The following is a 25,935-nucleotide window of genomic DNA, read 5'->3' on the forward strand; positions in this document are numbered from 1 at the left end:
TCCATGACCGACGTTCGAACCGCTGCTGCGCCGGTGTCTGGTACCGGCGCAGCAGCGCTCTCCCCTGACGCGCTGCTGCGCCGTCGCCGCCGCCGGCGGGCGATCCGCAATCTCAGCGCCTATCTCCTGGTCCTGCCCGCTGCGGCCTTCTACGGATTCTTCGTGCTGCGCTCGATCATCCTGTCGGCGCAGTTCTCCTTCTACGACTGGAACGGCATCTCGCCGGCGACGTGGGTGGGGTTCGCCAACTACCTCGAGGTCTTCAGCAACCCCAAGCTCGTCGGCGCGATCCTCAACGCGTTCGAGCTGATCCTGTACTTCAGTGTCATCCCGGTCATCATCGCCCTCCTGGCGGCCAACGTCATCCGCGCCATCGCCGAGAGCAAGCTCGCGGGTGTCGCGCGTACCGTCCTGTTCCTCCCGCAGGTCATTCCGCTCGTGGCCGCCGGCATCATGTGGAGCTGGCAGCTGTCGACCGACGGTCTGGTGAACCAGATTCTCCGGCTGATCGGGTTGGGCGGACTCACGCGCGCGTGGCTCGGCGACTTCACCACGGCGCTCCCCGCCGTCGGCGTCATCGGTGCGTGGGTACTGGTGGGCCTCTGCCTCGTGCTCATCCTCGCCGGCATGACCAAGATCGACCCCTCCCTCTACGAGGCGGCGCGCATCGACGGCGCAGGACCGATCCGCGAGTTCCTCACGATCACGCTCCCGGGCGTGCGTCAGGAAGTCGCCGTCTGCGTCACCGTCACCGTCATCGCCGCCCTCGCGAGCTTCGACATCGTCTACATCGCGACGCAGGGTGGGCCGGGCGACAGCACCCTCGTCCCGGGTCTCCAGATCTTCTATCTCGCCTTCTATCAGCGCGAGATCGGCATGGCTTCCGCGTTCGCGATCGTACTCATGTCGCTCGTGCTCATCGTCGTCCTTCCCCTCCAGCGCATCCTCCGAGGCAAAGAATCATGATCGTCAACGCCCGCGAGAAGTGGACGGGACGCGTCGTCCTCGTGATCCTCATGGTCATCACGATCCTCCCGTTCATCAGCCTCTTCGTGACGGCTCTCCACGAGCCGGGAACCTATCCCCGCGGACTCGAGTGGCCCGAGGAGCCGCACTGGGGGAACTTCCTCCTGGCCTTCCAGTCGGCCAACATGATCGAACTGCTCATGTCGAGTGCGCTCATCGAGCTCGGCGTCGTCCCGATCGCCGTGCTCATCGCGACGCTGGCCGGCTTCGCTCTCGGTCACCTCAAGCCGTGGGGGAGCCGGGCCGTGTTCATCGTCTTCCTCTTGGGGTTGACGCTGCCGTTCGAGGGCATCATCACGCCGCTCTACTTCCAGATCCGTGAGCTCGGCATCCTCAACACGCGGTGGGCGATCATCCTGCCGCTCATCGGATTGTTCATGCCGTTCGCGGTCATGTGGATGCGAGCGCACTTCGTGACGATGCCGGCGGATCTGTCCGAAGCGGCGCGGGTCGACGGTGCGACGACATGGCAGCTGTTCTGGCGGATCCACGTGCCGCTGTCCATTCCGGCGCTGTCCTCACTGTCGATCCTGCTGTTCCTGTGGACGTGGAACCAGTTCCTCTTGGCGATCGTCCTCGTCGACGACCCGGCCAAGCGGACGATGGCCGGTGCGCTGGGTGCGTTCCAAGGACGTTACGGAACCGACATCCCCCTCCTGTGCGCGGGTTCGCTGCTCATCCTGACCCCGACCCTCATCGTGTTCCTCATCTTCCAGCGCCAGTTCGTCACGGCGCTCATGCAGGGATCGCTCAAGGGCTGAGACGAAGACTGCCCGGGATGCCGCGGCAGATCGCGAGCGCGCGGGGGAGAGCCTTCCCACCCGCGCATGGATTGGAGAACCGAATGGCGTTCCGCCTCGACAACCACTGGGTGTGGGACTTCTGGCTCGCCGACGATGGGACGGACTTCCACCTGTTCTATCTGCACGCGCCGAAGTCGCTGGGCGATCCCGAGCTCCGCCACCGCAACGCGCGGATCGGACACGCGACCTCATCGGACCTCATCGCGTGGACCGATCACGGAGAGGTGCTCGGTCCCGGACCGCGCGGGAGCTTCGACGAGAGCGCCACGTGGACGGGTTCCGTCGTACGTGCCGACGACGGGACGTGGCGCATGTTCTATACGGGCGCTGTCTTCTCCGCAGAGGACAGTGCCGTCAACGTCGAGTCGATCGGGATGGCGACATCGGACGACCTCTTCACGTGGACGAAGCGCGACGGATTCGTGCTGCGCGCGGACAGCGCCTTCTACGAGAAGCTCGGAGATACGGTGTGGCCCGAAGAGGCCTGGCGCGATCCGTGGGTCTTCCGGGACCAGGGCGGCGACGGATGGCACATGCTCATCACGGCGCGGGGCAAGGGCGGCGACCTCCACAGCGGCGGGGTGATCGGTCACGCGTGGTCTGCCGACCTCGAGTCGTGGAGCGTGAAGCCACCCCTCAGCGCGTCGGCGACGACCTTCCCGCACTGCGAGGTCTTCCAGCTCGTCGATCTCGGTGACCGGGAGATGCTCGTCTTCTGCGGACCCCGTACGGACCCGCGCGCATCGCGATCGGCGGTCCCCACCGTCGGCATCTGGGCGGTGACCCTCGACGGCTTCCCGCGGGGGGTCGACCTCGAGGAGGCCGAGCTCATCGCCCCGGCCCCGTACTACGCGGGACGGATCGTGCGCGACCGTTCAGGAGCGCCCGCGCTCCTCGCCTTCGTCGGCGCCCCGGGGTCGGAGTTCGACGGCAGCATCTCCGATCCCCTGATGCTCGCGACGCTCGCATCATGAGCGCGACCGCGGCCGACGTTCTCGTCGTCGGCGAAGCCCTCATCGACATCGTCCGCGACGACGCGCGCGCGACGGAGTCGGAACACGTGGGCGGGTCGCCGGCCAACGTCGCGCTGGGTGTCTCCCGGCTCGGCGCCACGACCCGGCTGCGCACGGCTCTCGGCGATGACGCGCGCGGCCGGCGAATCGCCGGTCACCTCGAGTCGTCGGGTGTGCTCATCGACCCGGCATCCTGGTCGCTCGCGGAGACGTCGACGGCTCACGCCACCATCCGACCGGACGGCGCGGCCGACTATGTGTTCCGGGTGGAGTGGCCGCGCATGGACATCTCGACGGAGGGCGCCGAGCGGGTCCTCCACATCGGTTCGATCGCGGCGGTCGGCGAGACGGGATTCGAGAGCGTACGAGAAGCCGTCGCGTCCGTCTCCGGCCGCCTCATCGTCTCGTTCGATCCGAACATCCGCCCCGCGCTTCTCGGAGATCGCGCGAGCACGGTCGACAAGGTCGAGGCGCTCGCCGCGCTGTCGGACATCGTCAAGCTGAGCGATGACGACGCGGCGTGGCTGTACCCGGGCCTCGACGTCTCCGACGTCCTCGTGCGGATGCTCTCCCTCGGCGCTGATGTCGCGGTCGTCACGCGCGGCGGCGACGGCGTCACCCTGGCATCCGCTGTCGCCCGTGCCGACATCGGCGCCCCGTCGGTCGAAGTGCGCGACACGGTCGGCGCGGGGGACAGCTTCTCGGCGGCGCTCATCGACATGGTCGTCCGCGATCCGTCGGTCCTCGTGCACCCGGAGCGCGAGGTCCTGCAACGCCTCGGCTACTATGCCGCGACGGCAGCCGCCATCACGGTGCAGCGCGAGGGCGCCGATCCACCGTCCCGCCGCGACCTCGACCGCGTGCTCGGCGTCCCGCCCTTCGTCGACTAACCGCGATCTCGCCGAGTGACCCCGTCGTTGCGCGCAGATAGCGGGGTGCCTCGTCGACAACCCGGTGAGTCGACATCAGGAGGGCAGGGCGTGAGGGGGCGAGGCGGGGCGGGGCGGGGCGGGGCGTGAGATGACGGATGCCGCGAGTCGGGGTGACTCGCGGCATCCGTTCCTCACGGGATGGGCGAGGGTCAGTTCCCCGCGAGGGTGAAGGTCAGCGTCGTGGAGTTGCCCACGACGTCGTACACCGTCAACTCGTTCACGCCCCGCTTCCCCCCGAACGCGCCCGGAGTCACACCGTTGAGGTCGGACCAGGTGTTGTCGGTCAGGTTCTTCTCCACACCGTTGAGCGTCAACCGGTCGATCTTGTACTGATCGAACAGCTTGAACGACACCCGCGCATACGACCCGTTGCCCGTCGTCACCGTCTCACCCCGCCCGGTCTTCACCGTCACCGTCGGCCCCGTGACATCCAGAACGAAGCTGACCGTCGTGACATTGCCCGCCACGTCGTACACCTTCAACTCATTCACCCCGGACTTACCCCCGAACACCCCCGGCTTCACACCGTTCAGATCCGACCACACATTGTCGACGAGATCCTTCTCGACACCATTGAGCGTCAACCGGGCGATCTTCCCCGCATCGAACAACTTGAACGACACCGACCGATACACCCCATCCTTCCCCTGCGACTCCGGCTTCACCGTCACCGTCGGCGCCGTCACATCCGGCCCCTCCGGGATGACGATGTCCGTGCGCTTCGACGGCAGCGGTGCCTCGTCGCCGAGATAGAAGCTCGCGAACCCGACCTGGTCGTATCCGGTGTTCTTGTTCGCGACACCGTTGCGGTACATCGGGTCGTGCATGAGGGTGCGGATGCCGTACTCGGTGGGCGCGAGCGTCGTGACGATCGCGAGCCGGTTTCCGCCAGCGCGCAGCACGACCTCTTCACGCCAGTCCCCGAGGAGGTCGGCCTTCAAGGTCGGCGTTCCCTTGTTCCCCGTCGACGTCATACCGGTTGCGAGGTACGACGTCGTCGCGAACGTCAGGTCGTCGACGGCGTTGATGTTCGCACCGGCCGCAGCCATCGCCGTGAGGCCGCCGCCGAACCAGATCGCGTTCTGTCCCTGGGCGATCCCTCGCGGTGTGTTCGTCGTCGTGAGGATCTCGCCCGTGACGAGACTGCGCACCTCGCGGGTCGCGCTCGCGGAGCCCGCCTGAGCGCCGGGCCAGCGGTTCGAGAAGTTGCCCGCAACACTGCCCTCGTCGTCGCTTCCGGCGTAGACGCCGTAGACGAGCGCATTGTCGTAGACGACCTCGCCCCGCTCGTCGAGACGCTTGCCCTTCAGGGGATCGTGCGCCTCGGGACCGGGGATCCAGCCGCTGTGCACACCCGTCCGAAGGTCGTCGAGGAGATGCTCCTCGCTGCCCGACCACATGCGGATCGTGTCGTCCTTGTCGACCGGCAGCAGCGCGCTGCGGTCGCCATGGCGGAGCGGAGCCCACACGTTCTCGGGGTTGTCGCGCACGGCATCCGTTGCGAACTGGAACTGACCCGCGACGGGCGGAACTCCGTCTTGCCCGTCGATCGTCGGCATCGTGTCGCCGTTGATGACACGGGGGAGGATCTTCGTCCCGTCGTCGTTGAGGCCCAGCACCATCGCCTTCATGACGATCTCGTCGCGCCCGTCACCATCGAGGTCGGCGGAGTCGGAGAAGTGGTTGCCCCGGTTCTGGTAGTCGTAGGCGCTTCCGCCGAGCGACCAGAACTGCGGATCGGCCGAGTCGAACGTCGCCTGCAGCTGCACATCGCCGTCGACGATATGGAAGGCGGCGAACGTCGTCCGCGCGTAGTAGCCGCGCTGCGAGACCGCATACGTGTGGGCGCCGTCGAGGTTCGCGACGACACCGAGGTAGCGGTTCGCGCGGTTGCCCTGCGCGTCGCCCCACGAAGCCTGCTTCCACGGGTTCTCCAGCCAGTAGGCCTCCTTCTCGGCCATGATCTGGGCCTTGTAGTCGCTCGTCGACGTGCCCGCGCCCGGGCCGGGGAAAGCCAGGTAGGAGTAGTTGCCGCGCTGCGTCGCCGGAGTCATCGCCCAGTTGTCGCCGTCCACGCTGCCCTCGTACGTGTGCGGGTAGCGCGCGCTGTCGACGAGGACACCCGCGCCCTTGTCGGCATCCCATTCGAAGGCGGAGAAGAACTCCTGGTCGTCCTTCGCGGGACCGATCGGACCCACGTGGTACGTCTTGATCCAGCGCTTGAGTGCCGGGTCGTTGACCCCGTCGTTGCCGTTCGCCGCGACGGGGCTGCGGTAGGAGATCGTGAAGCTGTTCAGCAGCGACCAGTAGGTGTCGAGCGCCTCCTCGTCTCCCTCCGCGAAGTACTCGCGGAACTTGTCCTGCGTCGCGTTGAGACCGTCTTCACCGCCCACGACGGTGTCGAGGGTGTTGGCGTAGACGACCGACTGCGACGCGTCATCCCAGTTCCCGATGCGCGTCCCGAGGGCCGACTTCAGCATGAGCTCCGATCGACCGTCGGCATCGAAGTCGCCGGCCATGAGCGTCGTCTCGTGATCGTTCCCGGCGCGGACGTTGTATCCCATGTCGACGCGGAAGAGGAGTGTGCCGTCCAGCTTGTAGACATCGACGTACTCGGGTGCGGTCGTGGTGTTGCTGCCGCCGAAGATCGGCTCGGAGTACATCGGGTCCTGCTGCGTGCTGCGCCACTTGACGACGATCTCGTATTCGCCGTCGCCGTCGAAGTCGCCGACCGTCATGTCGTGCGTCGAGTACGGCGCGCTCTGCGACGTGTAGATCGCACCCGAGTCGGTCGTGGCGTACGGGAGCGAGGTGCCGCTGTCGAGCTGCTCGACGTATGTGATGAACTTCGCCTCCAGCTCGGCGAAGAGGGCATCGCCGATCGTGCCGTCGGCGTCGAGCCCTGCGGTGGGCTGCCACGACTCGTCGTTGTGAGCGTTGAGCGCGTCCACCCATCCGGCGAGATCTGCCGCGGTGATGGGCGTGCCGTCGTCGTGCGCCTCGCGGAAGGCGCGGAGCAGATCCATGTCGACCGTGTACCAGTGCTGGCCGTCGGTGCCGGGGATGACCATGTTCGCGGCAGTGAGGTTCGTTCCCGGGCCGAATCGCTGGTCGCGGTAGGTGAAGTGGGCGAGCGGCACAGGGTCGGGAGCGGGCTTCAGCGGGATGTAGTGCGCCGCGCCGCGTCCTGCCTGCCCGGACTGCCCCGCGATCGAGGACAGCATCGGCGCGCTCATGCCTTGTCGGGCGCCCTCCTCGCCGTCGATGACGGGAGCGATTTCGTAGACCGAGGCGAGCGTGCCGTCGAGGTCGGTGTAGTTGGTGGGAGTGGTGTCTTCCTTGACGATGCCGGGATTGGTGTCGTAGTCGCTCTCTGGCTGCACGTCACGGGGGGCGATCGTCGTGATCTTCGTGAATCCGGTGCCGTCGTCGTCGCGGTAGACGTTCCACGACACGCGGTCGGGTTCGTCGCCGAGGTAGCGCCAGCTGAGGAAGATCCCGTCGGTTCCCTGCGCGGCGACGAGGCCGCGGGTCAGGTACTCCATGGGACGCAGATCGGATGCCGGATCGGCAGCCGCTGCGGATTGGCTGATCCCGAGGCCGGATACGCCGACGGCAAGTGCCAGCGAGAGCGGTCCGAGTCGGCGGAGGGTACTTCGCACGTTCGTTCTCCTCATTGAGTGGTGGGTGGAGTTCTTTCGGCGGAGAGGCGCGCCGAAGCACCGGCCTCGCGGGCAGGGGAGTGCCCGACCGGGGGTGCGGTACGCCTCGGGGATGTGTGTGATTCCACGGCGCGTCCCCGTCCTTGGGGAAACGCTTTCCGAGATCCATCTTCGCGCAATGTCACAGAGTGCGCAAGCCCCCACACCCCTCGCGCCTCTGCGTCGAGACACCGGGTTGTCGTCGAGTGACCCCGTTGTTGCGCGCAGATAGCGGGGTGGGTGGGCGAGAAGCCGGTTAGTCGACAAGGGGTAGTCGCGTCAAGACCGGGCGAGGGATGTTGGAGGCGCAATAGGGTGAGAGGCTCCACCCGCAATCCGCTGCAGACGTGTCTCCTGGGGCCTTCGACACGCGCTTCTCGTTGCAAGGTCGTCCGGCGATCCGTCCAAGCGTGCCCGAGAGGACGGCCGCATGAGCATCTCGCGTCTGCGCTACTTCGTCGCGATCGCGCAGGAGCGGAGCTTCGTGCGGGCCGCAGCGCGTCTTCATGTGACGCAGTCCGCACTGAGTCAGCAGCTCCGCCGGCTCGAAGAGGAGATCGGCCGGCCCCTCGTCGTCCGGACGCCGCGCGCCGTGACGCTGACCGACGCGGGGCGGGCCCTCCTGCCGGAAGCCCGCGACATCGTCCGCCGCTACGACCACCTTCCCCGCGTCGCAGAGGATGCCGCGCGCCGGGCATCCGAGGTGATCAGGCTGGGCGCCGTCCCGTCCGCGCTCATCGGGCTCGTGCCCGCACTGAGCGCCGACTTCCACGCGGAGATGCCCGAAGCGGAACTCGTCGTCGAGGAAGTCTGGACCCCCGAGCAGATCGACCGCCTCCGGGCGGGAACACTCGACGTCGGCATCTTCCGCAGTCTCTACGACCCCGACGGTTTCGACTCGATCGACCTCGACCCGGACGACTACTGCGTCTGCCTCCCCGAGTCGCATCCGCTCGCCCGGGCCGCAACCGTCGCGTGGAGCGACCTTCGAGGGGAGAAGATCGTCCTGCCTCGCCGAGACATCGGCCACGCGGAGTTCGATGCCGTCGTCGCGGCGTGCCACACTGCCGGATTCGCGCCGGACATGCTTCCCGTGACCGTCTTGGGCTTCCACTTCGCCGCCTGGGTGGCGGCAGGGTCCGGCGTCGCGATCCTGCCCGCCTATGCGACACGGCAGCGGCAGGCCGGAACCGTCGTCCGTGCGCTCGAGCCGCGCATCCCGACCATCCCGTTGAGGATGGCCATGCCGCGGATGGGCTCCACGCCGGCAGGCCGCGCTTTGGCGGCCCTGGCGACGCGCCTCTCACCGCCTCGCCCGCTCTGAGGCCGTGGCGCTGATTAGTAGAGCTAATCCCTAGCAGTGCAATTGCACTCGGTCGGCAACGATTCCCCTGCCCGATGGCAACGTGCGCGAAACACGCCGCCGCGAGCGTGGGGTGTGCGCCTTCGGGCGGCGTAGATGCCGCCATCCGAGTGCGTGATCCCGAGAACCATCCCTGGCTTCATCCTTGAACGGAGAACTCGTGACATCACCCACCATCCACCGCCCGCGACGCACCGGCCTCGCCGCTGTGTCGCTTCTGGGGAGCCTCAGCCTCGCTGTCGCACTCGCCCCCGCCGCATCCGCGGCGCCGACCGAGGTCGCCCCTCTCGCGGTCTCGAGCGCCGAGCCGTTCACCGGCATCGACCCGACGAAGCTCACCATCACGCAGACGCTCGACCTCCTCGCCGCGGGCGAGATCTCGACCGTTGCCCTCGTCGAGGACTTCCTCGCGCGCATCGATATGTACGAACCGGCATACAACGCCTTCACGCAGATGAACCCCGACGCGCTGGCCGACGCCGCGGCATCCGATGCCCTTCGCGCCGCAGGCGCTGCACCCCGGCCGCTCGAAGGGGTGCCGCTCGTGATCAAGGACTCGCTGGACGTGAAGGGGATGCCGACGACGTCGGGCTGGCCGCTCACGTCGCCGGTTGCGGGGGGCCTCGCGCTCATTCCCGAGACGGACTCGCCCGTCGTGAAGCGACTGCGGGATGCCGGTGCCATCATCATCGGCAAGACGAACCTTCCGATCCTCGCCGGGAGCGGGTCCAACGCCAACAACAGTGCGTACGGTCCGACGTACAACGCGCTGAATCAGGCCTGGGTGCCGGGCGGATCGTCGACGGGCTCCGCGACGTCGGTCGCGGGCGGCTTCGCCGTCACGGGCATCGCCGAGGAGACCGGCGGATCCATCCAGAACCCCGGCGCGGCGCAGAGCCTCTTCGCCGTCAAGCCGACCTTCGGCCTCATCCCGAACGTCGGGAACTTCCCGCTCCAGGGCATCACGCGCGACGTCCTCGGACCCCTGACGAAGACCGCGGAAGATGCCGCGATCATGCTCGACGTGCTCGCCGGATACACGCCGGAGGACCCTAAGACGGAAGGGGCCGTCGTTCCGGAGGGCGGCTATGCGGCGGGCCTGTCGACGACGGCGCTCGAAGGCAAGCGCATCGGCCTGTGGGGTGACGGATGGCGGATCGGCGCGAACAGCGAGCTCTCACCCGAGACGGCCGAGCTCTACGCGGAAGCCGTCGCCAAGCTCGAGGCGCAGGGCGCGATCGTCGTGGCCGATCCGTTCGCCGGATCCGGGTTCGACGCGCTCCGCGGTGCCGGCGGGGCCACGGGGGGCGGCAACAACTGGGCGATCCAGCAGTACCTGCTGCGCCTCGGCCCGAGTGCCGCTGCCAACTCCGTCGAAGAGCTCAACGCCTGGGCCGACGCCAATGGCTTCGAGGGTGACACACGCATCAACAACATGCTCGCGGGGGCCAACGAGGTGCCGGACCTCACGGCCTTCAACGAGAACCGCGACAACTACCTGCGGATCTATGACGCCGTCATGGACTCGCTCGACCTCGATGCCCTCGTCTACCCCCAGCAGGTGCGCGAGATCGGTCCGATCGTCGGCGGCTCGTTCGCGGCGAGCACGGTCTCGGAGATCAACATCGCACAGCTCCCGGGAGTCGTCGTGCCCGACGGCGCCTACGCGAGCGGCAAGCCGTTCAACCTCATCGTCATGGGCAAGAAGTGGACCGAGGCAGACCTCCTCGCCTACGCCTACGACTACGAGCAGGCGTACGGCGGCCGGCTCTTCCCGACGCTGACGACGACGCTTCCTGACACGACGGCGCCGACGATCACGGTCAAGCCCGAGTCGATCGGCAAGGCCGGCGTCTACTCGAACGTCTCGTTCAAGCTGTTCGATGCCGGGAAGGTCGCGCGGCTCGAACTCAACGGTGTCGAGAAGGACTTCGTCGATGACGTGTGGTCGGATCTGAACGGCGTCGTGCCCGGGCAGTTCGGCGCTGTCGAAGGCACCAACACGCTGCGGCTCTTCGACGTCTACGGCAACTCGAGCGTCACGGAGTTCACCTTGGACACGACGGCGCCGACGGCGACCGTCAAGGAGGGCACGTCGTACACGACGCCGATCGCGGGCGGCTACGGACAGGTGTCGTACAAGCTCTACGACGCCAAGAAGGTCGACAAGGTCGTCATCAACGGGGTGACGAAGGACCTGTCCGACAACATGTGGTCCGACGTCAACTTCATCAAGCCCGGCACCTTCGGGGCCGTGCTCGGCGCCAACACGATGCAGCTGTACGACATCGCGGGCAACGTCACGACGGTGACCTTCACCCTCGGCTGATCCCCCCCGCGCTGATCGCCCATCCTGTCGAGACACCGGCTTCTCGACGAGTGACCCCGCTGTTGTACGTAGACAGCGGGGTCACTCGGCGAGAACCCGGTTAGTCGACGAGGGGTGGGGTCGGTGGGGGTGGGGGTGGGGTGGGTGGGGGGCGCAGGGTTACGGGAGGAAGTTGTCGCGCGCGAGGGGGGCGACCTCGAGGTCCGCGGCGTCGGCGCGCGTGATCCACCGCAGCTCCTCGATCTCGGCGCCGATCGTCGGGATCTGCGCCCCGATGTCGGCGACGAAGACATCGGCGACGACGAGGAAGCCGGGCTCGTTCGCGGCATCCGCGACGAACCGGCCGAGCGGATGCAGCGCGTCGGCCTCGACGCGGAGCTCCAGCTCCTCCGCGAGCTCGCGGCTCAGGGTCTCGCTCGCGGATTCGCCGTGCTCGGGTTTGCCGCCGGGCTGCATGAACGCCGTCGTCCCGGCTTTCCGCACGAGCAGCAGTCGTCCCTCGGCGTCGTGGATGACAGCGGCGGAGACGTGGATGCGGCGGGGCTCGTCGTTCGTCACCCTCGCACGCTAACAGCGCGGCAGCGGGGGTGCGGGCGTCCGACGTAGAATCTCGTGTGCCCGCCGAGACCCCCTCCCCGTCCGCCCTGCCGCCGAGCGGCATCGATCCGGACGATCTCGCCGCAGCTCTCCGCGTGCTCGACGGCATGGCGGGTCTCGACGAGACGCACCCCGACTTCATCGCCGTCCGGCAGGCGACGGCGAAGATGTTCAAGGCCGTCAAGCGCGAGCGACGCCGCGAGATCCGCGCTGCCAACGCCGAGGCCGATCGCTCGGTCGTGGCGGCGACCGCGACGGGAGCGGCCGACCGGATCGACGACGAGACGCGTGGCATCCCGATCAGCACATCGACGACCACCCCGACGGCAGGAGTCCTGCGGAAGGCGCACGACTGCTACATCTGCAAGCAGCCCTACACACTCGTCGACGCCTTCTATCACCAGCTCTGCCCCGACTGCGCCGCCATGAGCCACGCCAAGCGCGACGCCCGCACCGACCTCACCGGCAAGCGCGCGCTGCTGACGGGCGGGCGCGCCAAGATCGGCATGTACATCGCGCTGCGGCTCCTCCGCGACGGCGCCCACACGACGATCACGACGCGTTTCCCCCGAGACGCCGTCCGTCGCTTCAGCAGCCTCCCCGACGCACCGGAGTGGATCGACCGCCTCAAGATCGTCGGCATCGACCTGCGCGACCCCGCGCAGGTCATCGGCCTCGCCGAGGACGTCGCCGCCGCGGGAACGCTCGACATCCTCATCAACAACGCGACGCAGACCGTCCGCCGCTCGCCCGGTGCCTACCAGCCCCTCGTCGATGCCGAACTCGCGCCGCTCCCCGACGGACCGCTTCCCGAACTCGTGACCTTCGGTCACACGAACGACCAGCACCCGCAGGCGCTGGAGCGCTCCGTCTCGGCCCACCCCATCCTCGCTTCTGCGGCGGAGCGCGCGGACGAGCTGACGGAGCAGGCGATGGCGGCCGGGTCGAGCTCGCTCGAACGCCTCGCCGCCGGTACGGCGATCGATGCGGGCGGTCTCATCCCCGACCTCGCTCAGGTGAACTCGTGGACGCAGCGCGTCGACGAGGTCGATCCGCTCGAGATGCTCGAAGTGCAGCTCGCCAACACGACGGCGCCGTTCCTCCTCGTGTCGAAGCTGCGGCCCTCGCTCGCCGCGAGCCCTGCCCGTCGCACGTACGTCGTGAACGTCAGTGCGATGGAGGGTGTCTTCAATCGCGGATACAAGGGGCCGGGGCATCCGCACACCAACATGGCGAAGGCTGCCGTCAACATGCTCACGCGCACGAGCGCCCGCGAGATGTTCGAGACGGACCGCATCCTCATGACGAGCGTCGACACGGGCTGGATCACCGACGAACGGCCGCACCCGACGAAGGTGCGTCTGGCAGAAGAAGGCTTCCACGCGCCCCTCGACCTCGTCGACGGCGCGGCGCGGGTATACGACCCGATCGTCCGCGGCGAGGCGGGCGAAGACCTCTTCGGCGTCTTCCTCAAGGACTACGCGCCCGGAAAGTGGTGACGCCGCCCCGCATGCCTCCCGCCCGGTAGCAGGACGAGGGACCTGCGACAAGCCCCGCGCGCCGCGGGAGGGGTGCCGCGACAATCGGACCGGACGGATGCCGCGAGATCCGCGGCGCGGAGGGACCGATGTCGAGCGAACGCGGAGAGACGGTGGCGCCGGACTGGCCGCATCCTTCCCTCGGGAACGACCTGACCCCCCGCGTCGCCGCGGCGCTCGCCGCCGCGATCGACGTTCCCGATTTCGGGACCGATGTCGACGCGACCCTCGCGTGGGCCGTCGCGACGGGCGCGGACGTCGCGACGGCGCCTCTCGCGGAGGCGTGGCAGCTCCTCGCGTCGACGGCCTTCGTCGACGTCGGCGCCGCGCGCATCATCGAGCCTCACCTCGACGCCCTGCGCATCCTCGCCGAGGCCCAGCGCGACGGCGTCGCAGCCGACCTCTCCTCCCTCGGGGCCGACGAGTCCTCCATGTGGGGCGTCTTCGCCGCTGAAGGATCCGGGATGCGACTGACCGCCCGCACCTCGCCGGGGGGCTGGACCATCTCGGGGACCAAGCCCTGGTGCTCCCTCGCGACATCTCTCACGCACGCTCTCGTCACGGCCTGGATCGACGACGACACACGGGGGCTCTTCGCCATCTCCCTCCGCGGTCCCGACGTCGTCTGCCATGAGGGTCCCTGGCACGCGCGCGGTCTCTCGCAGGTGGTCAGCGCGCCCATCGACCTCGATGGGACACGCGCTGTCCCCGTCGGCGGACCCGGATGGTACTTGTCGCGGCGGGGATTCGCGGAGGGCGGCGTCAGCGTCGCGGCTGCCTGGTGGGGTGCCGCGTGCGCGCTCCTCGTGCCCCTCCGTCATGCGGCGCGGACCGAGCGCGCCGACCAGATCGCCCTCCTCCACCTCGGTGAGGTCGATGCGGCGATGTGGTCCGCCCGGGCGAGTCTCATGGCTGCCGCCGAGGAGTTCTCCCACGACGGCGGCGACACGCTCGTCGCGTCACGTGTCAGGACGATCGTCGCCCACGCCGCCGAACAGGCGCTCCGGAGCTCCGATCATGCACTCGGTCCCGCTCCTCTCGTCGGCGACGCGGCCCACGCGCGCCGCGTCGCCGATCTCGGGCTCTACCTCCGCCAGCACCACGGAGAGCGGGACACGGCGCGGATCGGACGCGACCTCGTGCGGGGTCCGGCATCGTGGTGAGCTTCAGCCATCTCGACGAGGGCACTCCCGAGGCCGTCTGGGCCGAGGCTTTCGCCGACGTGGAGCTTCCCCCGTTAGAGATCGATCACGACGAGCTGGTCATCGTGGCGGCTCACCCCGACGATGAATCGCTCGGCGCGGGGGGACTCGCGCACGACGCGGCGCGACGTGGCATCCGTGTCCGGGTCGTCGTCGTGACCGACGGCGAGAACTCGCACCCTGCATCGCGCACGATCGCTCCCGTCGACCTCGCCGCCGTGCGCCGGCGTGAAGTGTCCGCCGCGGTCCGCGAGCTGAGTCCGCACGCCACGGTGGAGTTCCTCGGGATCCCCGACGGCGGCATCGAGGGCGAGAGCATGCGCGTTGCCGCATATGTGCGGCGGATCGTCGCGGATGCCGCGGCCGCCGCCCCGCGCGTCCTCGTCGTCGCGCCCTGGGAAGGCGATGGCCACCGCGATCACCGTCTCGTCGGGCGGGTTGCCCGGGAGGTCGCCGAGGAGCTCGGTGCCGACTACCGCGGCTACCCGATCTGGCTCTGGCACTGGGGGACCGCCGCCGACGCCCCCTGGGCCTCGATGGAACGCGTCCGGCTCGACGACGCGGCGTGCGCGGCGAAGCGTGCCGCGCTCGCCCGGCACGAGAGCCAGAACGCTCCGCTGTCACGGGAGCCCGGCGACGAGGCGATCCTCCACGACGGCATGCGCGCCCACTTCGCGCGACCGTTCGAGATCCTCGTCCGTCCCGACGCGCGGCCGGCCTCGCGCGAGCACTTCGACGCGGTCTTCCGGCAGAGCGACGATCCGTGGGGATTCGAGTCCCGCTGGTACGAGGAGCGCAAACGGAGTCTTCTCCTCGCAGCGCTCCCGCACGAGCGATACGGCGCAGTCCTCGAGCTCGGCTGCGCGACGGGCGTCCTCACGGAGCGACTCGCAGAGCGCTGCGACTCCGTCGTCGCGATCGACTTCTCCTCGACGGCTCTCGCGCATGCGCGCGCACGACTCTCGGATCGTCGTCACGTCGACCTCCGCGTCGCGGAGCTTCCGCGCGAATGGCCCGACGGCCGCTTCGACCTCATCGTCTTCTCCGAGATCGGGTACTACTGGGATGCGGCCGCCCTCGACGAGGGGATCGTGCGGATGGCCGCCTCCCTGACGCCGGGGGGACACCTCGTCGCCTGCCATTGGCGGCATCCGATTCCCGAAGGGCCGTACACGGGTGACACCGTGCACGCGGCGCTTCGCGCGAGCAACCTCGATCGCGTCGTCCGGCACGACGAACCGGACTTCCTCCTCGACGTGTTCTCGAGGCGCTCGACCGACGCCGACGCGACTCCGCCGGGAACCCTGCCATGAGGCGCCCACACGTCGCCGTCGTCATCCCCGTGCACGACGAGTCCGACCTTCTCGCCCGATGCCTGCGGTCGGTCGTGGCAGCAGCGGATGCCGCGCGACATCGTGCACGGACGTCGATCGTCGTCGTCCTCGACGACTGCAGCGACGACTCCGCGCAGATCGCTGCGCGTTTCCCCGTCACGACGCTCACGATCGGTGCCGGGCGGGTGGGAGCGGCGCGACGCGCGGGAGTCGAGTGGGCTCTCGCGCGGTTCCCCCTGGCGCAGGACGCCGGCATCTGGCTTGCTCACACGGATGCCGATTCCGTCGTCCCCGCGCACTGGCTCACCCACCAGCTCGATCTCATGGACGCGGGAGCGGGGCTCGTGATCGGCACGGTCCGGCCGGACTTCGCCGATCTGACGCCCGCTCACCGCGCACAGTGGCTCGCCACCCACCACCGCGGACGGCCCAACGGGCACGTGCACGGGGCGAATCTCGGCATCCTCGCGGAGGTCTACCGGGCCGCCGGCGGCTTCCCCGATGTCGCGGAGCACGAGGACGTCCTGCTCGTGCAGGAGGCGGTGCGCGCCGGTGCCGCCGTCGTGGCGAGCGACGACGCCGAGGTGGAGACGTCGGGTCGCCTGGTCGGCCGCACTCCGGGTGGCTACGCGGGGCATCTGCGCGCCCAGGCGGACGCGATCACGTCGCAGCCCGCCTGACGCCTCACGACGCCGAGGTCACGGTGTCGGGATCGGCGACCCATCGCCCGTCCCGTCGTCGGAAGGTCACCTGCACGGCACTGAGACCGAGCTCGGCATCGCTCCCCGCTCGCCGCAGACGGCCGCGCACCGTCACTCGGACGACATCGTCTCGCTCGCTCGCGTTCGACACTTCGAGGTACGCGAGATCCTCCGTCTCCCCGCCGGGTCCTTCGACATCGATCGTCGTGAGTTCCGTCCCGAGAGCAGCGCCCGACAGCGAGCCGGGGAGCCCCCGGCTCGACACGAGGATGGCGTCGTCGCGCCGGAGGAAGTCGAGATCGGGGAGGTGGACGACCGTCCCCGATCCTGGAAGGGGTGCCCCTCCCAGGATCGAGTCGACGACGGCCTGGTCGAGCGCCAGAAGGTCAGCGTCGTCAGCCACGCTCGGTCATCCGAACCATCGGTGCCACAGCGCGTTGTCGGTGCCGCGCGCGAACACGTCGACGCGTCCCCGGCCCCACGAGACGGCGTCGGGGTCGGACGTGATGACGCCACCGAGCGTCTCCCATCCGCTCCAGCTGCGATCGAACCACTTGTGCCAGAGGGCGTTGTCGGTGCCCCGGACGAAGACGTCCAGTCGTCCGGATGCCCAGGAACTGGCCCCCGGTCCCGACGTCAGGACGCCGCCGAGCGACTCCCAGCCGCGCCAGCGTCCGTCGAACCACTTATGCCAGAGGGCGTTGTCGGTGCCGCGGACGAACACGTCGATCCTGCCGTTGCCCCACGACACGGCCGCCGGGTCGGAGGTGAGGACGCCGCCGAGGGATTCCCAGTGGCTCCAGCGGCCGTCGAACCACTTGTGCCAGAGGGCGTTGTCGGTGCCGCGGACGAAAACGTCCAGCCGCCCCGATGCCCACGAGCTCACCGCGGGACCCGAGGTGAGGACGCCGCCGAGGGATTCCCAGTGGCTCCAGCGGCCGTCGAACCACTTGTGCCACAGGGCGTTGTCGGTGCCGCGGACGAACACGTCGATGCGACCGTTCGACCAGGAGACCGCCGCCGGGTCCGACGTGAGGACGCCGCCGAGCGTCTCCCAGTGGCTCCACCCCCCGTTGAACCACTTGTGCCACAGGGCGTTGTCGGTGCCGCGGACGAACAGGTCGAGCCGCCCCGACGCCCACGAGCTCACTCCGGCACCGGAGGTCAGCACGCCGCCGAGCGACTCCCATCCACGCCACCCGGTCCGGCTGCCGTAAAGGGCCTGGATGCCGGCGATGTCGTCGGCCTCGAGGGTGCGGTGCGCACCCGCGTAGAACGGGGCCATGACGGCTCCCGCGACGGCGGAGTGGGCCAGGCCCAAGGAGTGGCCGAACTCGTGAAGTGCAACGCTCACGAGGTCGACGCCCGTCGGCGGAGTGTTGACCGTCCACGTCTCGGCTTCGTCGAAGTGCAGGTCGCCGGCGATCGCTCCGCCGTTCGGCGGTGGATAGAAGGCGTGAGCCAGCACCCCTCCCGCCCCGTCGAACGTGCTCCCGTCTCCGTGGTCGCCCGTGACGAAGCGGACGATCATGTCGGGGCTCGCCGCCGTCGGTATCTCGGTGAAGGTGAGCGGCGTGACGGCACTCCACTGCGCGAGCGCCTGCGTGAGCGCCGTGCGGACAGCGGCCTGAGACAGATCGGACGAGAAGTTCTGATACCCGAAGGTGAGCGCCGTCCGCCCCCACTTGTTCCCCTGCAGTGTGAATTCCGCGAGGTCGGGGAATCCGCACCGCGGCCTGTGCATGAGGGCGACGGTGTCCTCGTCGAGCTCGCCCGTGACCGGCAGGTTGTTGAACTCCTGGAACCCACGGAGGGCTTCGGCGGTCGTGGCGTCGAACACACCCTCGACTTCGCCTTCGGCGGCTGCGCGTCCGCGCGGGACGCCGAACGCTTCGAGCGTCTCGCTTCCGAGATACCCGAAGGTCTTGAGATAGTCCTGGAGCTGGGAGACGGTCTTCCCCTCGTCTCCCTCCCGGAGCCCCGCGTGCTCCGGCACGGAGGGCTTCCTCGTCGTGAGCTCGATGAGCTCGGCCGGGCTGACAGCCGCCAGCTTGTCGTCGTGTGCAGTCATCGCAGTGTCCTCGTTCTCGTTCACTTCTCCGTGCCCGGTTCCGGTGTGAGGGTGAGTCGCCAGAGACCGGGGATCTCGACGACCCCCGGCGCGGATGCCGCACCCGACGCCGCGGCATCCGTCATGGATCCGGTCGGCATTCCCCCCGGCCCTGCCGCGGACCCCTCGACGGAACCGGCCGCCGCGAGCTCGCCGTCGAGGCTCATGCCCCCGCTCGGCATGGCGGTGTCCTCCGAGGGGGTTGCGTCCGCCATGGCGCCCATCGGCATCTCATCGCCGGGAGGCTGCGCCTCCGGCATCTCGTCCTGCTCGGCATCCTGCTGCGCGTCCATCGCTGCTCCCCAAGGTCTGGACCGCGTGGTCCGCGGTCGATTCGCCCCCACAGTGCTCGTCGAGCGCGGATGTGCGATACGGGGGAATCCCTGCATTCGTGCAAATAGAGGGGTCGCTCGCATCACGACGCGGGGTCGAGGGCAGACGTGAGAGCGAAGCGCACGAGTTCCGTCCGTGACCGGATTCCGAGCTTGCGGTAGACACGCGTGAGGTGCGCCTCGACGGTCTTGGGCGACAGGAACAGGGTGCGGCCGATCTCGATGTTCGTCATGCCCTGGGCCATGGCGTTCATGACTCGTCTCTCCTGCCGGGTCAGCGGCACGGGGAGCGGGGCCGCCGCGACATGCACGGCGATACGAGGCGCCATCACCGGGGTCGGGGGTGCCGCCTCCCGCACGACCGCGGGCATTCGCGCGCGGGCGAGCGAGCGGAGCAGCGGATGCTCGACGAGGATCGCGTTCTGCCGGCGGACGACGAGGCCCGCGGCCTCTGCGGGGGTGAGAGCGGCCATCGGCACTCCGAGGCGCCGCAGCGCCGTCGTCACGCTCTCCTCGGTCGGGTCGTGCGCCGTCGCGACGACGGTCACGGCGATGCGGGTCGATTCCTCCCACCGGCTCCACAGTCGCCCCCAGGCACGATCGAGCGACTCGGGAAGCCCCTCCGCGATGCGCGCCAGCGGGTCGATGGTGCCGTCGGAGCCCGCACGGAGGCACCATCGCACGGCGAGCGGGTTGCCTCCCGTGATCGCCTTTAGCGCCGTCGCGTCGTCGGAGGTCAGCTCGTGGCCGAGGAGGGCCGCGAGCCGGCGGCATCCATATTCGTCCAATCCGCCGAGGGGGAGCGGATCGACAGGCAGTCGCGTTGTCGGCGAACCGGGCTCCCTCCGCGCGGCGATGAGCATCGCCACGCGCGAGCCCACGAGTCGGTGCGCGACGAAGCGCAGCACGCGCGCAGACTCTGCATCGCTCCAGTGCAGGTCGTCGACGAGGACCGCGAGCGGTCGAGTCGCCGACGCCCTCCGGACGAGGGAGAGGGTGCCGGCGCACACGGCCATCGTCTGTTCGCCGGTTCCGCGGCGGCGCGCGCACGCGACCTCGATCGCGTGGCGCTGATGCGCGGGGATCTCGGGGAGCACGTCATCGAGCTGAGCGACGAGGGTGCTGAGGACGGCATAGCGCAGCTCGCTCTCATCGTCGAAGCCCGCCACTCTCACGACGCGCATCCCCCCGGAGGATGCCACCCGTGCCAGGGCGGCGAGCATCGTCGTGCGCCCGATGCCGGGATCTCCTGTGAGCGCGGCAACCGCTCCGGTCCGCGCGCCGCTGCGAAGTGCGGACGTCAGTGCCGCGAGCGGCTCCGCGCGCCCGACGACCCCCTCGCCGGCCGCGCGGGCGGCGGTCCCGGTGCCAGGCCCGTCACGGAGCTGGACGAGACTCATCGACGATCATCGCCGAGTCGCGGCCCGCCTTCGCGAGCATCCGACGTCTCTCGTCACCAGTCATGTGCGCCTCCGAGATTGGTTGCTGTGAGGAGTGCCGACGCGAGGCGACTGATACTGCGGGTGAAGTCGGTGCGCAGAGCATCCGGAAGATCCCCGGATGACTGCGCAGATCACCTACTGCGCCGCGGTGGGGGAGTGCAATACGTTCGACACGGGGTGGAAACCTGCCATCCCTACCGTTGAGTCGCGCTCTTACTGGGGGAGCGCGCAATGCACCCGAAGGAGCACGCCATGACCACACAGACTCCCTCTCGGCGAGCGGTACGGAGGGGGCTCGCCGCCCTCACCGTTCCCCTCGTCATCGCGGCCGGCATCGTCGCCACGCCGCTGGCGGCCAGCGCCGCCGACGAGCCGATCGACGGCGCCCGCACGTCGACCGACCCGATGTTCCCGAATGTCGGCAACGGCGGATACGACGCTCTCGACTACGACGTCAACATCGCATGGACCCCTGATGCCGTGCAGTCCGGTTCGACCATCGCCGGCTCGATCGTCGCGACGAGCACGATGACGGCACGTGCCGATCAGCCCCTGCGCAGCTTCTCGCTCGACTTCGAGGGCCTCGAGATCGACTCCGTGACCGTCAACGGTGTGCCGGCCGCGTGGACGCGCGACGTCGACCCCGCCGCGATCAAGTTCAAGCTCATCGTGACGCCCGCGACCCCCGTCAGCGGCGAGTTCACGACGACCGTCACCTACCACGGCGTCCCGAGCGCGCACGTCGATCTCGACGGCTCCTTCGAGGGATGGAATCGCACGACCGACGGGGCGACGATGCTCGGTCAGCCGATCGGCAACATGACGGGGTACCCCCACAACAACACCCCGGCCGACAAGGCGACGTACACCTTCACGATCGACATCCCCACGACGCTCAACAACGTCGCCGGGACGGCTCCCGGAGCGGGCGCCGCCGTCAGCAACGGCGAGCTCATCGCCAAGACGCCCTCGGCAGACGGCACCCGCACGACGTGGGTGTGGGATCAGACCCTCCCGATGGCATCCGAACTCGCCGTCATCTCGATCGGCAAGTACGACGTCATCGAGTCGCAGGTCGCGATCTCGGGCGGACGGACGATCCCGTCGTGGTCGTTCATGGACTCGAACCTCTCGGCCACGAACAAGGCGACGATCACGAACCGCGTCGCCCAGCTCGGCACGATCATCTCGAACCTCGAGACCCTCTACGGCCCCTACCCGGGCAAGAGCACGGGCGTCATCGTGGACACCGTCCCGAGCGGCATCAACTACGCGCTCGAGACGCAGGACCGCTCCTTCTTCCCCTCGACCAACTCGGTGGCCGGGAACACCCTCATCCACGAGCTCGTCCACCAGTGGTACGGCAACAACGTCGCACCCACGACGTGGACAGACATCTGGATCGGGGAAGGAATGGCCACGTGGGGTCCCACGTACTACAACTCCTCCGAGGGCTTCGGAACCGGCGCGAACCCGTCCGAGCTGACCTACTACAACTCCTGGAACAACACCGCGCCCACGAGTGCGAACTGGAACACCCCGCCGGGAGCGCAGACGAACTCCGCGATCCTCTACGGCTACCAGACCTACACGCGTTCGGCGCAGTTCTGGGCGGCCCTTCGCGTCGCCATCGGGGATGACGCGTTCTTCGCGCTCATCAAGGAGTGGCAGGTGCGCTACGCCGGCACGAGCAAGACGACGGCCGACCTGAAGGCGCTCGCCGAGGAGATCTCGGGCCGTGACATCACGGCGCTGTGGAACGACTGGATCCTCGAGCCCGGCAAGCCGGCGTGGCCCGACAAGCTGAGCCTCGCCCTCGCGGCATCCGCGCCGGAGGCTCCGCTCGAGCGGGGCGACGTCGTCACCTACACCCTGACAGCGACGAACACGGGACGCTCGTCGCTCTCGTCGAGCGTCGTGACGGTCGACGTCAGCAGCGTCCTCGCTCAGGCGTCGATCGATCCGGCGACCCTGCCGGCGGGCGTGACCCTCGACGGCACGACGCTCACGTGGACCGTTCCGGTGACGCCGACGACGGCCCCCGTCGCGACGGTGTCGTTCGCGGCGACCGTCGCGGCATCCGCTCAGGGCGGTCCGCTCACCGCGACCGCCCAGGTGGCGACACTCGGCGGGACGTGCACGGCGTGCGAGTCGACGCTCGCCGTCCGCGACTACGCCAAGCCCACCGCGACGCTCGTGTCGCCGACGACGGCGGGACCCTTCCCGGTCCTGCAGCTGCAGGTCGACGCGACCGACAACCTCGGGCTGAAGCGCATCGTCGCGAACGTCTACCAGGGAGCGACGCTCGTGAAGTCCACGCAGACGGCGATCGCCGACGGCGCGCTCACCGGCACGCACTCGGCCACCGTGACGCTGCCCGACGGCGCGTACACGGTGCGCTACAACGCCGAGGACCTCGAGGGCAACGTCGCCACGACGGGAACGTTCGCGTTCTCGATCGACGCGACCAAGCCCACGGCGACGGTCAAGGACGGATCCTCGTTCACGGTCGGATCGGGCGGGGTCTACAGCCTCGTCTCGTTCAAGCTGTACGACGCCCAGAAGATCGACAAGGTGACGCTCAACGGCAAGGTGAAGGACCTGTCGAACAACCAGTGGTCGGACATCAACTTCGTCAAGCCGGGCACGTTCGGAGCCGTCGCGGGGCAGAACACCCTCGTCGTCTACGACGTGGCAGGCAACACGCAGACGTACACGTTCACCCTGAACTGACGCTCTCGACACTGTTCACCCGGAACGCCCCGGTCGGCCCCGTGCCGCCCGGGGCGTTCCCCCTTTCCGTCGACATCCCGGTCACTCGCCGAGACACCCCGTCGTTGCGCGCGTATGACGGGGTGTCTCGGCGACATCGCGGTGTCTCGACGGGTGGGCGGGGTCTCGACGGGTGGGCGGTGACGCCGCGAGGTCGAGTCGGTGAACGTTGTGGGCGGAGCGGCCGGGGGCGGCGGCAGCCTGCATAGGTTCGGGAGTGGGCACACGCCCGACTCGCTCTCGAACACTCACACTGGGGAAGAACCACCATGCGACTGGAACACCGCTCCGTCATCGCCGCGGCATCCGCTGCCCTGATCGTCCTCGTGGCAGCGCCGCTGCCCGCGCTCGCCGACGAGACCTCCGCGACGGGCGACCTCACCGTCACCCGCTTCGACGACCGCTACGCCGACGGGCTCTTCGACACCAGCAAGACGTCGCCCGCGGGTGATGTCGACCGTCTCAACACGTCGCTCGCGGCGCAGCTCATCGATGTCAACGGCACGCGTCACTACAAGAGTGCGGATGCCGATGGCCTCTACCGCTTCACGGACGTTCCGGTCGGCCCCGCCACCCTCTACCTCGGTCACCCGAACGATCCCGCCAACGAGGTCTTCTTCGACGCGACCGGTGCCACGAGCGCCGCCGAGATCCGTCGTATGGAGACGACGCAGTACTTCGGTGCGCAGGGAACGCTGCCGGTCGTGATCGACGAGGATGGCGAAGAGCGCCTCATCGGCATGACGGCGCTCGGCGTCGTCGCGAAGGTCACGAAGACCGACGGCAGTGTCGTCAGCGGACTGACCTCGATCGAGTTCGGCTCGGGCGGTCAGTGGTTCCCCGGCAGTGAGTACGCCGGTCTTCCGGGCGGCTACGAGGCGCAGACGACGGGCTACCGTGTCATCCGTCACCTTCCCGGCGAACTCGGCATGCGCATCACGGCCCCCGAGGGCTACCGCGTCGCTTCGGTGACGGCCGCGACCGGCAGCGCTCCGATCAGCTACCCCGACATCCCGATGACGATCACCGAGCGCGACGGCGCTTACTGGGTCGACTCGGCGGCTGTTCCGCTGTACTTCTTCAGCGCCGCGTTCCACGTGACGCTCGAGGAGCTGCCCGACACGACGCGCCCCACGACGACGCTCGTCGCACCGACGACCGCGGGCCCCTTCTCCTCGCTGTCGTTGCAGGTCGACGCCTCCGATGACAAGGGTCTCCAGCGCATCGTCGCCAACGTCTACAAGGGAGGAGTTCTCGTGGCCTCGACGCAGACTCCGGCGAACGGCGCCCTCTCGGCATCCCATGTCGCAACGGTCACGCTGCCCGACGGCGCCTACACGGTGCGATACAACGCACAGGACCTCGCGGGGAACATCTCCGCGACGCGCACGTTCGACGTGACGATCGATGCCACGAAGCCCGTCGCGACGGTGGAGACCGGCGCGCAGTACACCGTCGGAGCGGATGGCGTCTACGACCTCGTCAGCTTCAAGCTGTCTGACGCGGGGAAGATCGACAAGGTCGTGCTCAACGGCGTCGTCAAGGACCTGTCGAACAACGCCTGGTCGGACGTCAACTTCATCAAGCCGGGCACGTTCGGCGCTGTCCGCGGAGAGAACACCCTCGTCGTCCACGACGTCGCCGGCAACACGCAGACGGTGACCTTCATCCTCAACTGATCCCTCCCCATGACCGTGACCCCGCCGGTCTCGCACGATCGTCGTCGAGATCGCGGGTTCTCACCGAGGCACCCCGTTGTTGTGCGTCAACGACGGGGTGCCTCGTCGACATCACGGAGTGTCGACGGGGACGGTGCGGTCGACAGAGGAGGCGGGGCGGGGGATGCCGGGGAGAGGCGGATGCGGACGGCGAGAGCTGCGCACGCGATGACGGCGAGGCCCCCGACCACGGTCGGCCACGTCAGCCGTTCGTGGAGGAGGAGGGCGGCCCAGGTGATCGTGAGCACCGGCTGCACGAGCTGCGTCTGGCTGACGGTCGCCATGGGGCCGATCGCGAGTCCGCGGTACCACGCGAAGAACCCGAGGAACATGCTCACGACGGCGAGGTAGGCGAACGACGCCCACTGCGCGGGGTTCGCCTCGACGGGATGCTGCGCGACGGATACCGCCGTCAACCCGAGCATGAGGGGGGATGCCAGGACGAGCGCCCACGACACCGTCTGCCACGAGCCGAGCTCGCGCGCGAGGAGGCCGCCCTCCGCGTAACCCCCGGCCGCGGCGACGACGGCGCCGAAGAGCAGGAGGTCGGCCCACGTGATTCCGCCGAGACCGCCGCCCTGCAGGAACGCGAACGCGACCGCGGCGGCAGCACCACAGGATGCGGCGATCCAGAAGCGACGGGGCGGGCGCTCACGCCCGCGGAGCACGGCCGCGACGGCCGTCGCCGCCGGGAGGAGCGCGATGACGACGGCGCCGTGGCTCGCATCCGCCGTCGTGAGGGCGAACGATGTCAGGAGGGGGAATCCTGCGACGACGCCGGCTGCGACGACGCCGAGCCGAAGTGCCTGGCGCCGGGTAGGACGGCGCTGACGCGTGGCGGCGAGAGCGATCCCGGCCAGTGCCGCGGCCACGACGGCCCGGCCCGCACCGATGAAGAGCGGCGGGAGGGCTTCGACGGCGATCCGGGTGAACGGCACCGTGAACGAGAAGGCCAGCACACCCAGGAGGCCCCAGGCGATGCCGGCACGAGTCGAGAGCGTCGGGTTCATCCCCCGAGTGTG

Annotated in this window: 19 protein-coding genes; 12 read left to right on the plus strand and 7 right to left on the minus strand. The window is 69.0% G+C overall.

The annotated features are described in order from the left end of the window. Positions 1-3 precede the first annotated feature (3 nt). The 4 genes from FBY39_RS07845 to FBY39_RS07860 all read left to right on the plus strand — a co-directional run bounded on the left by FBY39_RS07845 (position 4) and on the right by FBY39_RS07860 (position 3,732). A complete protein-coding gene (locus tag FBY39_RS07845) occupies positions 4-966 on the plus strand; it encodes a carbohydrate ABC transporter permease (RefSeq protein WP_141931674.1) in 963 nt (320 codons plus the stop codon). After that, positions 963-1,787 (plus strand): carbohydrate ABC transporter permease, encoded by an 825-nt coding sequence (locus FBY39_RS07850; protein ID WP_141931676.1) that lies wholly within the window; start codon positions 963-965, stop codon positions 1,785-1,787. The genes FBY39_RS07845 and FBY39_RS07850 overlap by 4 nt, the downstream gene beginning before the upstream one ends. An 83-nt stretch (positions 1,788-1,870) precedes the next feature. Beyond that, positions 1,871-2,803, plus strand: coding sequence for a glycoside hydrolase family 68 protein (locus FBY39_RS07855; RefSeq protein ID WP_141931678.1), 933 nt, complete (start codon positions 1,871-1,873; stop codon positions 2,801-2,803). Further along, positions 2,800-3,732, plus strand: a complete 933-nt coding sequence (locus FBY39_RS07860; protein ID WP_141931680.1) for a PfkB family carbohydrate kinase — start codon at positions 2,800-2,802, stop codon at positions 3,730-3,732. Before FBY39_RS07855 ends, FBY39_RS07860 begins: the two co-directional genes overlap by 4 nt. A 191-nt stretch (positions 3,733-3,923) precedes the next feature. On the opposite strand, the gene FBY39_RS07865 is transcribed toward FBY39_RS07860, so the two are convergent. After that, positions 3,924-7,436 carry a hypothetical protein gene (locus FBY39_RS07865; protein WP_141931682.1) on the minus strand — a complete coding sequence of 1,171 codons (3,513 nt, stop codon included), beginning with the start codon at positions 7,434-7,436 and terminating at the stop codon, positions 3,924-3,926. Between the two features lie 469 nt (positions 7,437-7,905). On the opposite strand from FBY39_RS07865, the gene FBY39_RS07870 reads away from it, so the two are divergent. Together FBY39_RS07870 and FBY39_RS07875 are read left to right on the plus strand one after the other, a co-directional pair. Further along, positions 7,906-8,799, plus strand: coding sequence for a LysR family transcriptional regulator (locus FBY39_RS07870; protein ID WP_141931685.1), 894 nt, complete (start codon positions 7,906-7,908; stop codon positions 8,797-8,799). 199 nt (positions 8,800-8,998) lie between these two features. Continuing rightward, entirely contained in the window at positions 8,999-11,167 is a 2,169-nt protein-coding gene (locus FBY39_RS07875) for an amidase (RefSeq protein ID WP_222115677.1), read from the plus strand. Between the two features lie 159 nt (positions 11,168-11,326). Here the strand turns inward: FBY39_RS07875 and FBY39_RS07880 are convergent, their stop codons facing one another. Next, positions 11,327-11,725 carry an NUDIX domain-containing protein gene (locus tag FBY39_RS07880; protein WP_141931687.1) on the minus strand — a complete coding sequence of 133 codons (399 nt, stop codon included), beginning with the start codon at positions 11,723-11,725 and terminating at the stop codon, positions 11,327-11,329. A 56-nt stretch (positions 11,726-11,781) separates the two neighbouring features. On the opposite strand from FBY39_RS07880, the gene FBY39_RS07885 reads away from it, so the two are divergent. From FBY39_RS07885 to FBY39_RS07900, 4 genes are all read left to right on the plus strand, one after another. Beyond that, positions 11,782-13,263, plus strand: a complete 1,482-nt coding sequence (locus FBY39_RS07885; protein ID WP_141931688.1) for an SDR family NAD(P)-dependent oxidoreductase — start codon at positions 11,782-11,784, stop codon at positions 13,261-13,263. Positions 13,264-13,391: 128 nt separating this feature from the next. Beyond that, on the plus strand, positions 13,392-14,465 hold the full coding sequence (locus tag FBY39_RS07890) for an acyl-CoA dehydrogenase (protein WP_141931690.1): 1,074 nt from the start codon (positions 13,392-13,394) through the stop codon (positions 14,463-14,465). Further along, positions 14,462-15,817, plus strand: coding sequence for a bifunctional PIG-L family deacetylase/class I SAM-dependent methyltransferase (locus FBY39_RS07895; RefSeq protein ID WP_260837489.1), 1,356 nt, complete (start codon positions 14,462-14,464; stop codon positions 15,815-15,817). Before FBY39_RS07890 ends, FBY39_RS07895 begins: the two co-directional genes overlap by 4 nt. Continuing rightward, positions 15,814-16,518: a glycosyltransferase family 2 protein gene (locus FBY39_RS07900; protein WP_141931695.1), complete on the plus strand. Its 705-nt coding sequence runs from the start codon at positions 15,814-15,816 to the stop codon at positions 16,516-16,518. Before FBY39_RS07895 ends, FBY39_RS07900 begins: the two co-directional genes overlap by 4 nt. 4 nt (positions 16,519-16,522) lie before the next feature. Here the strand turns inward: FBY39_RS07900 and FBY39_RS07905 are convergent, their stop codons facing one another. The 4 genes from FBY39_RS07905 to FBY39_RS07920 all read right to left on the minus strand — a co-directional run bounded on the left by FBY39_RS07905 (position 16,523) and on the right by FBY39_RS07920 (position 20,381). Further along, positions 16,523-16,942, minus strand: a complete 420-nt coding sequence (locus tag FBY39_RS07905) for a hypothetical protein (RefSeq protein ID WP_141931697.1) — start codon at positions 16,940-16,942, stop codon at positions 16,523-16,525. A gap of 6 nt (positions 16,943-16,948) precedes the next feature. Further along, the gene (locus tag FBY39_RS16595) at positions 16,949-18,610 is read right to left on the minus strand and encodes a matrixin family metalloprotease (protein WP_141931699.1); all 1,662 of its coding nucleotides are present in this window, start codon (positions 18,608-18,610) and stop codon (positions 16,949-16,951) included. A gap of 20 nt (positions 18,611-18,630) precedes the next feature. Continuing rightward, on the minus strand, positions 18,631-18,942 hold the full coding sequence (locus FBY39_RS07915) for a hypothetical protein (RefSeq protein ID WP_141931701.1): 312 nt from the start codon (positions 18,940-18,942) through the stop codon (positions 18,631-18,633). A gap of 122 nt (positions 18,943-19,064) precedes the next feature. Next, positions 19,065-20,381, minus strand: a complete 1,317-nt coding sequence (locus FBY39_RS07920) for a LuxR C-terminal-related transcriptional regulator (protein ID WP_141931702.1) — start codon at positions 20,379-20,381, stop codon at positions 19,065-19,067. Positions 20,382-20,675: 294 nt separating this feature from the next. On the opposite strand from FBY39_RS07920, the gene FBY39_RS07925 reads away from it, so the two are divergent. Then, positions 20,676-23,156, plus strand: coding sequence for a M1 family aminopeptidase (locus FBY39_RS07925; RefSeq protein WP_160133038.1), 2,481 nt, complete (start codon positions 20,676-20,678; stop codon positions 23,154-23,156). 308 nt (positions 23,157-23,464) lie between these two features. After that, positions 23,465-24,874: a hypothetical protein gene (locus FBY39_RS07930; protein WP_141931706.1), complete on the plus strand. Its 1,410-nt coding sequence runs from the start codon at positions 23,465-23,467 to the stop codon at positions 24,872-24,874. A gap of 86 nt (positions 24,875-24,960) precedes the next feature. Here FBY39_RS07930 and FBY39_RS07935 read toward each other — a convergent pair whose 3' ends face one another. Further along, the gene (locus tag FBY39_RS07935; protein ID WP_141931708.1) at positions 24,961-25,923 is read right to left on the minus strand and encodes a DMT family transporter; all 963 of its coding nucleotides are present in this window, start codon (positions 25,921-25,923) and stop codon (positions 24,961-24,963) included. Between the last annotated feature and the right edge of the window lie 12 nt (positions 25,924-25,935).

The organism is Microbacterium sp. SLBN-146, from assembly GCF_006715145.1.
Taxonomy (GTDB): domain Bacteria; phylum Actinomycetota; class Actinomycetes; order Actinomycetales; family Microbacteriaceae; genus Microbacterium.

Excerpts from the sequence above, each read along its gene's own strand:
- FBY39_RS07925 (WP_160133038.1), top strand. The coding sequence starts at position 20,676 with ATGACCACACAGACTCCCTCTCGGCGAGCGGTACGGAGGGGGCTCGCC.
- FBY39_RS07870 (WP_141931685.1), top strand. The coding sequence starts at position 7,906 with ATGAGCATCTCGCGTCTGCGCTACTTCGTCGCGATCGCGCAGGAGCGG.
- FBY39_RS07935 (WP_141931708.1), bottom strand. The coding sequence starts at position 25,923 with ATGAACCCGACGCTCTCGACTCGTGCCGGCATCGCCTGGGGCCTCCTG.
- FBY39_RS07930 (WP_141931706.1), top strand. The coding sequence starts at position 23,465 with ATGCGACTGGAACACCGCTCCGTCATCGCCGCGGCATCCGCTGCCCTG.
- FBY39_RS07850 (WP_141931676.1), top strand. The coding sequence starts at position 963 with ATGATCGTCAACGCCCGCGAGAAGTGGACGGGACGCGTCGTCCTCGTG.
- FBY39_RS07845 (WP_141931674.1), top strand. The coding sequence starts at position 4 with ATGACCGACGTTCGAACCGCTGCTGCGCCGGTGTCTGGTACCGGCGCA.
- FBY39_RS07890 (WP_141931690.1), top strand. The coding sequence starts at position 13,392 with ATGTCGAGCGAACGCGGAGAGACGGTGGCGCCGGACTGGCCGCATCCT.
- FBY39_RS07860 (WP_141931680.1), top strand. The coding sequence starts at position 2,800 with ATGAGCGCGACCGCGGCCGACGTTCTCGTCGTCGGCGAAGCCCTCATC.
- FBY39_RS16595 (WP_141931699.1), bottom strand. The coding sequence starts at position 18,610 with ATGACTGCACACGACGACAAGCTGGCGGCTGTCAGCCCGGCCGAGCTC.
- FBY39_RS07915 (WP_141931701.1), bottom strand. The coding sequence starts at position 18,942 with ATGGACGCGCAGCAGGATGCCGAGCAGGACGAGATGCCGGAGGCGCAG.
- FBY39_RS07855 (WP_141931678.1), top strand. The coding sequence starts at position 1,871 with ATGGCGTTCCGCCTCGACAACCACTGGGTGTGGGACTTCTGGCTCGCC.
- FBY39_RS07900 (WP_141931695.1), top strand. The coding sequence starts at position 15,814 with ATGAGGCGCCCACACGTCGCCGTCGTCATCCCCGTGCACGACGAGTCC.
- FBY39_RS07920 (WP_141931702.1), bottom strand. The coding sequence starts at position 20,381 with ATGAGTCTCGTCCAGCTCCGTGACGGGCCTGGCACCGGGACCGCCGCC.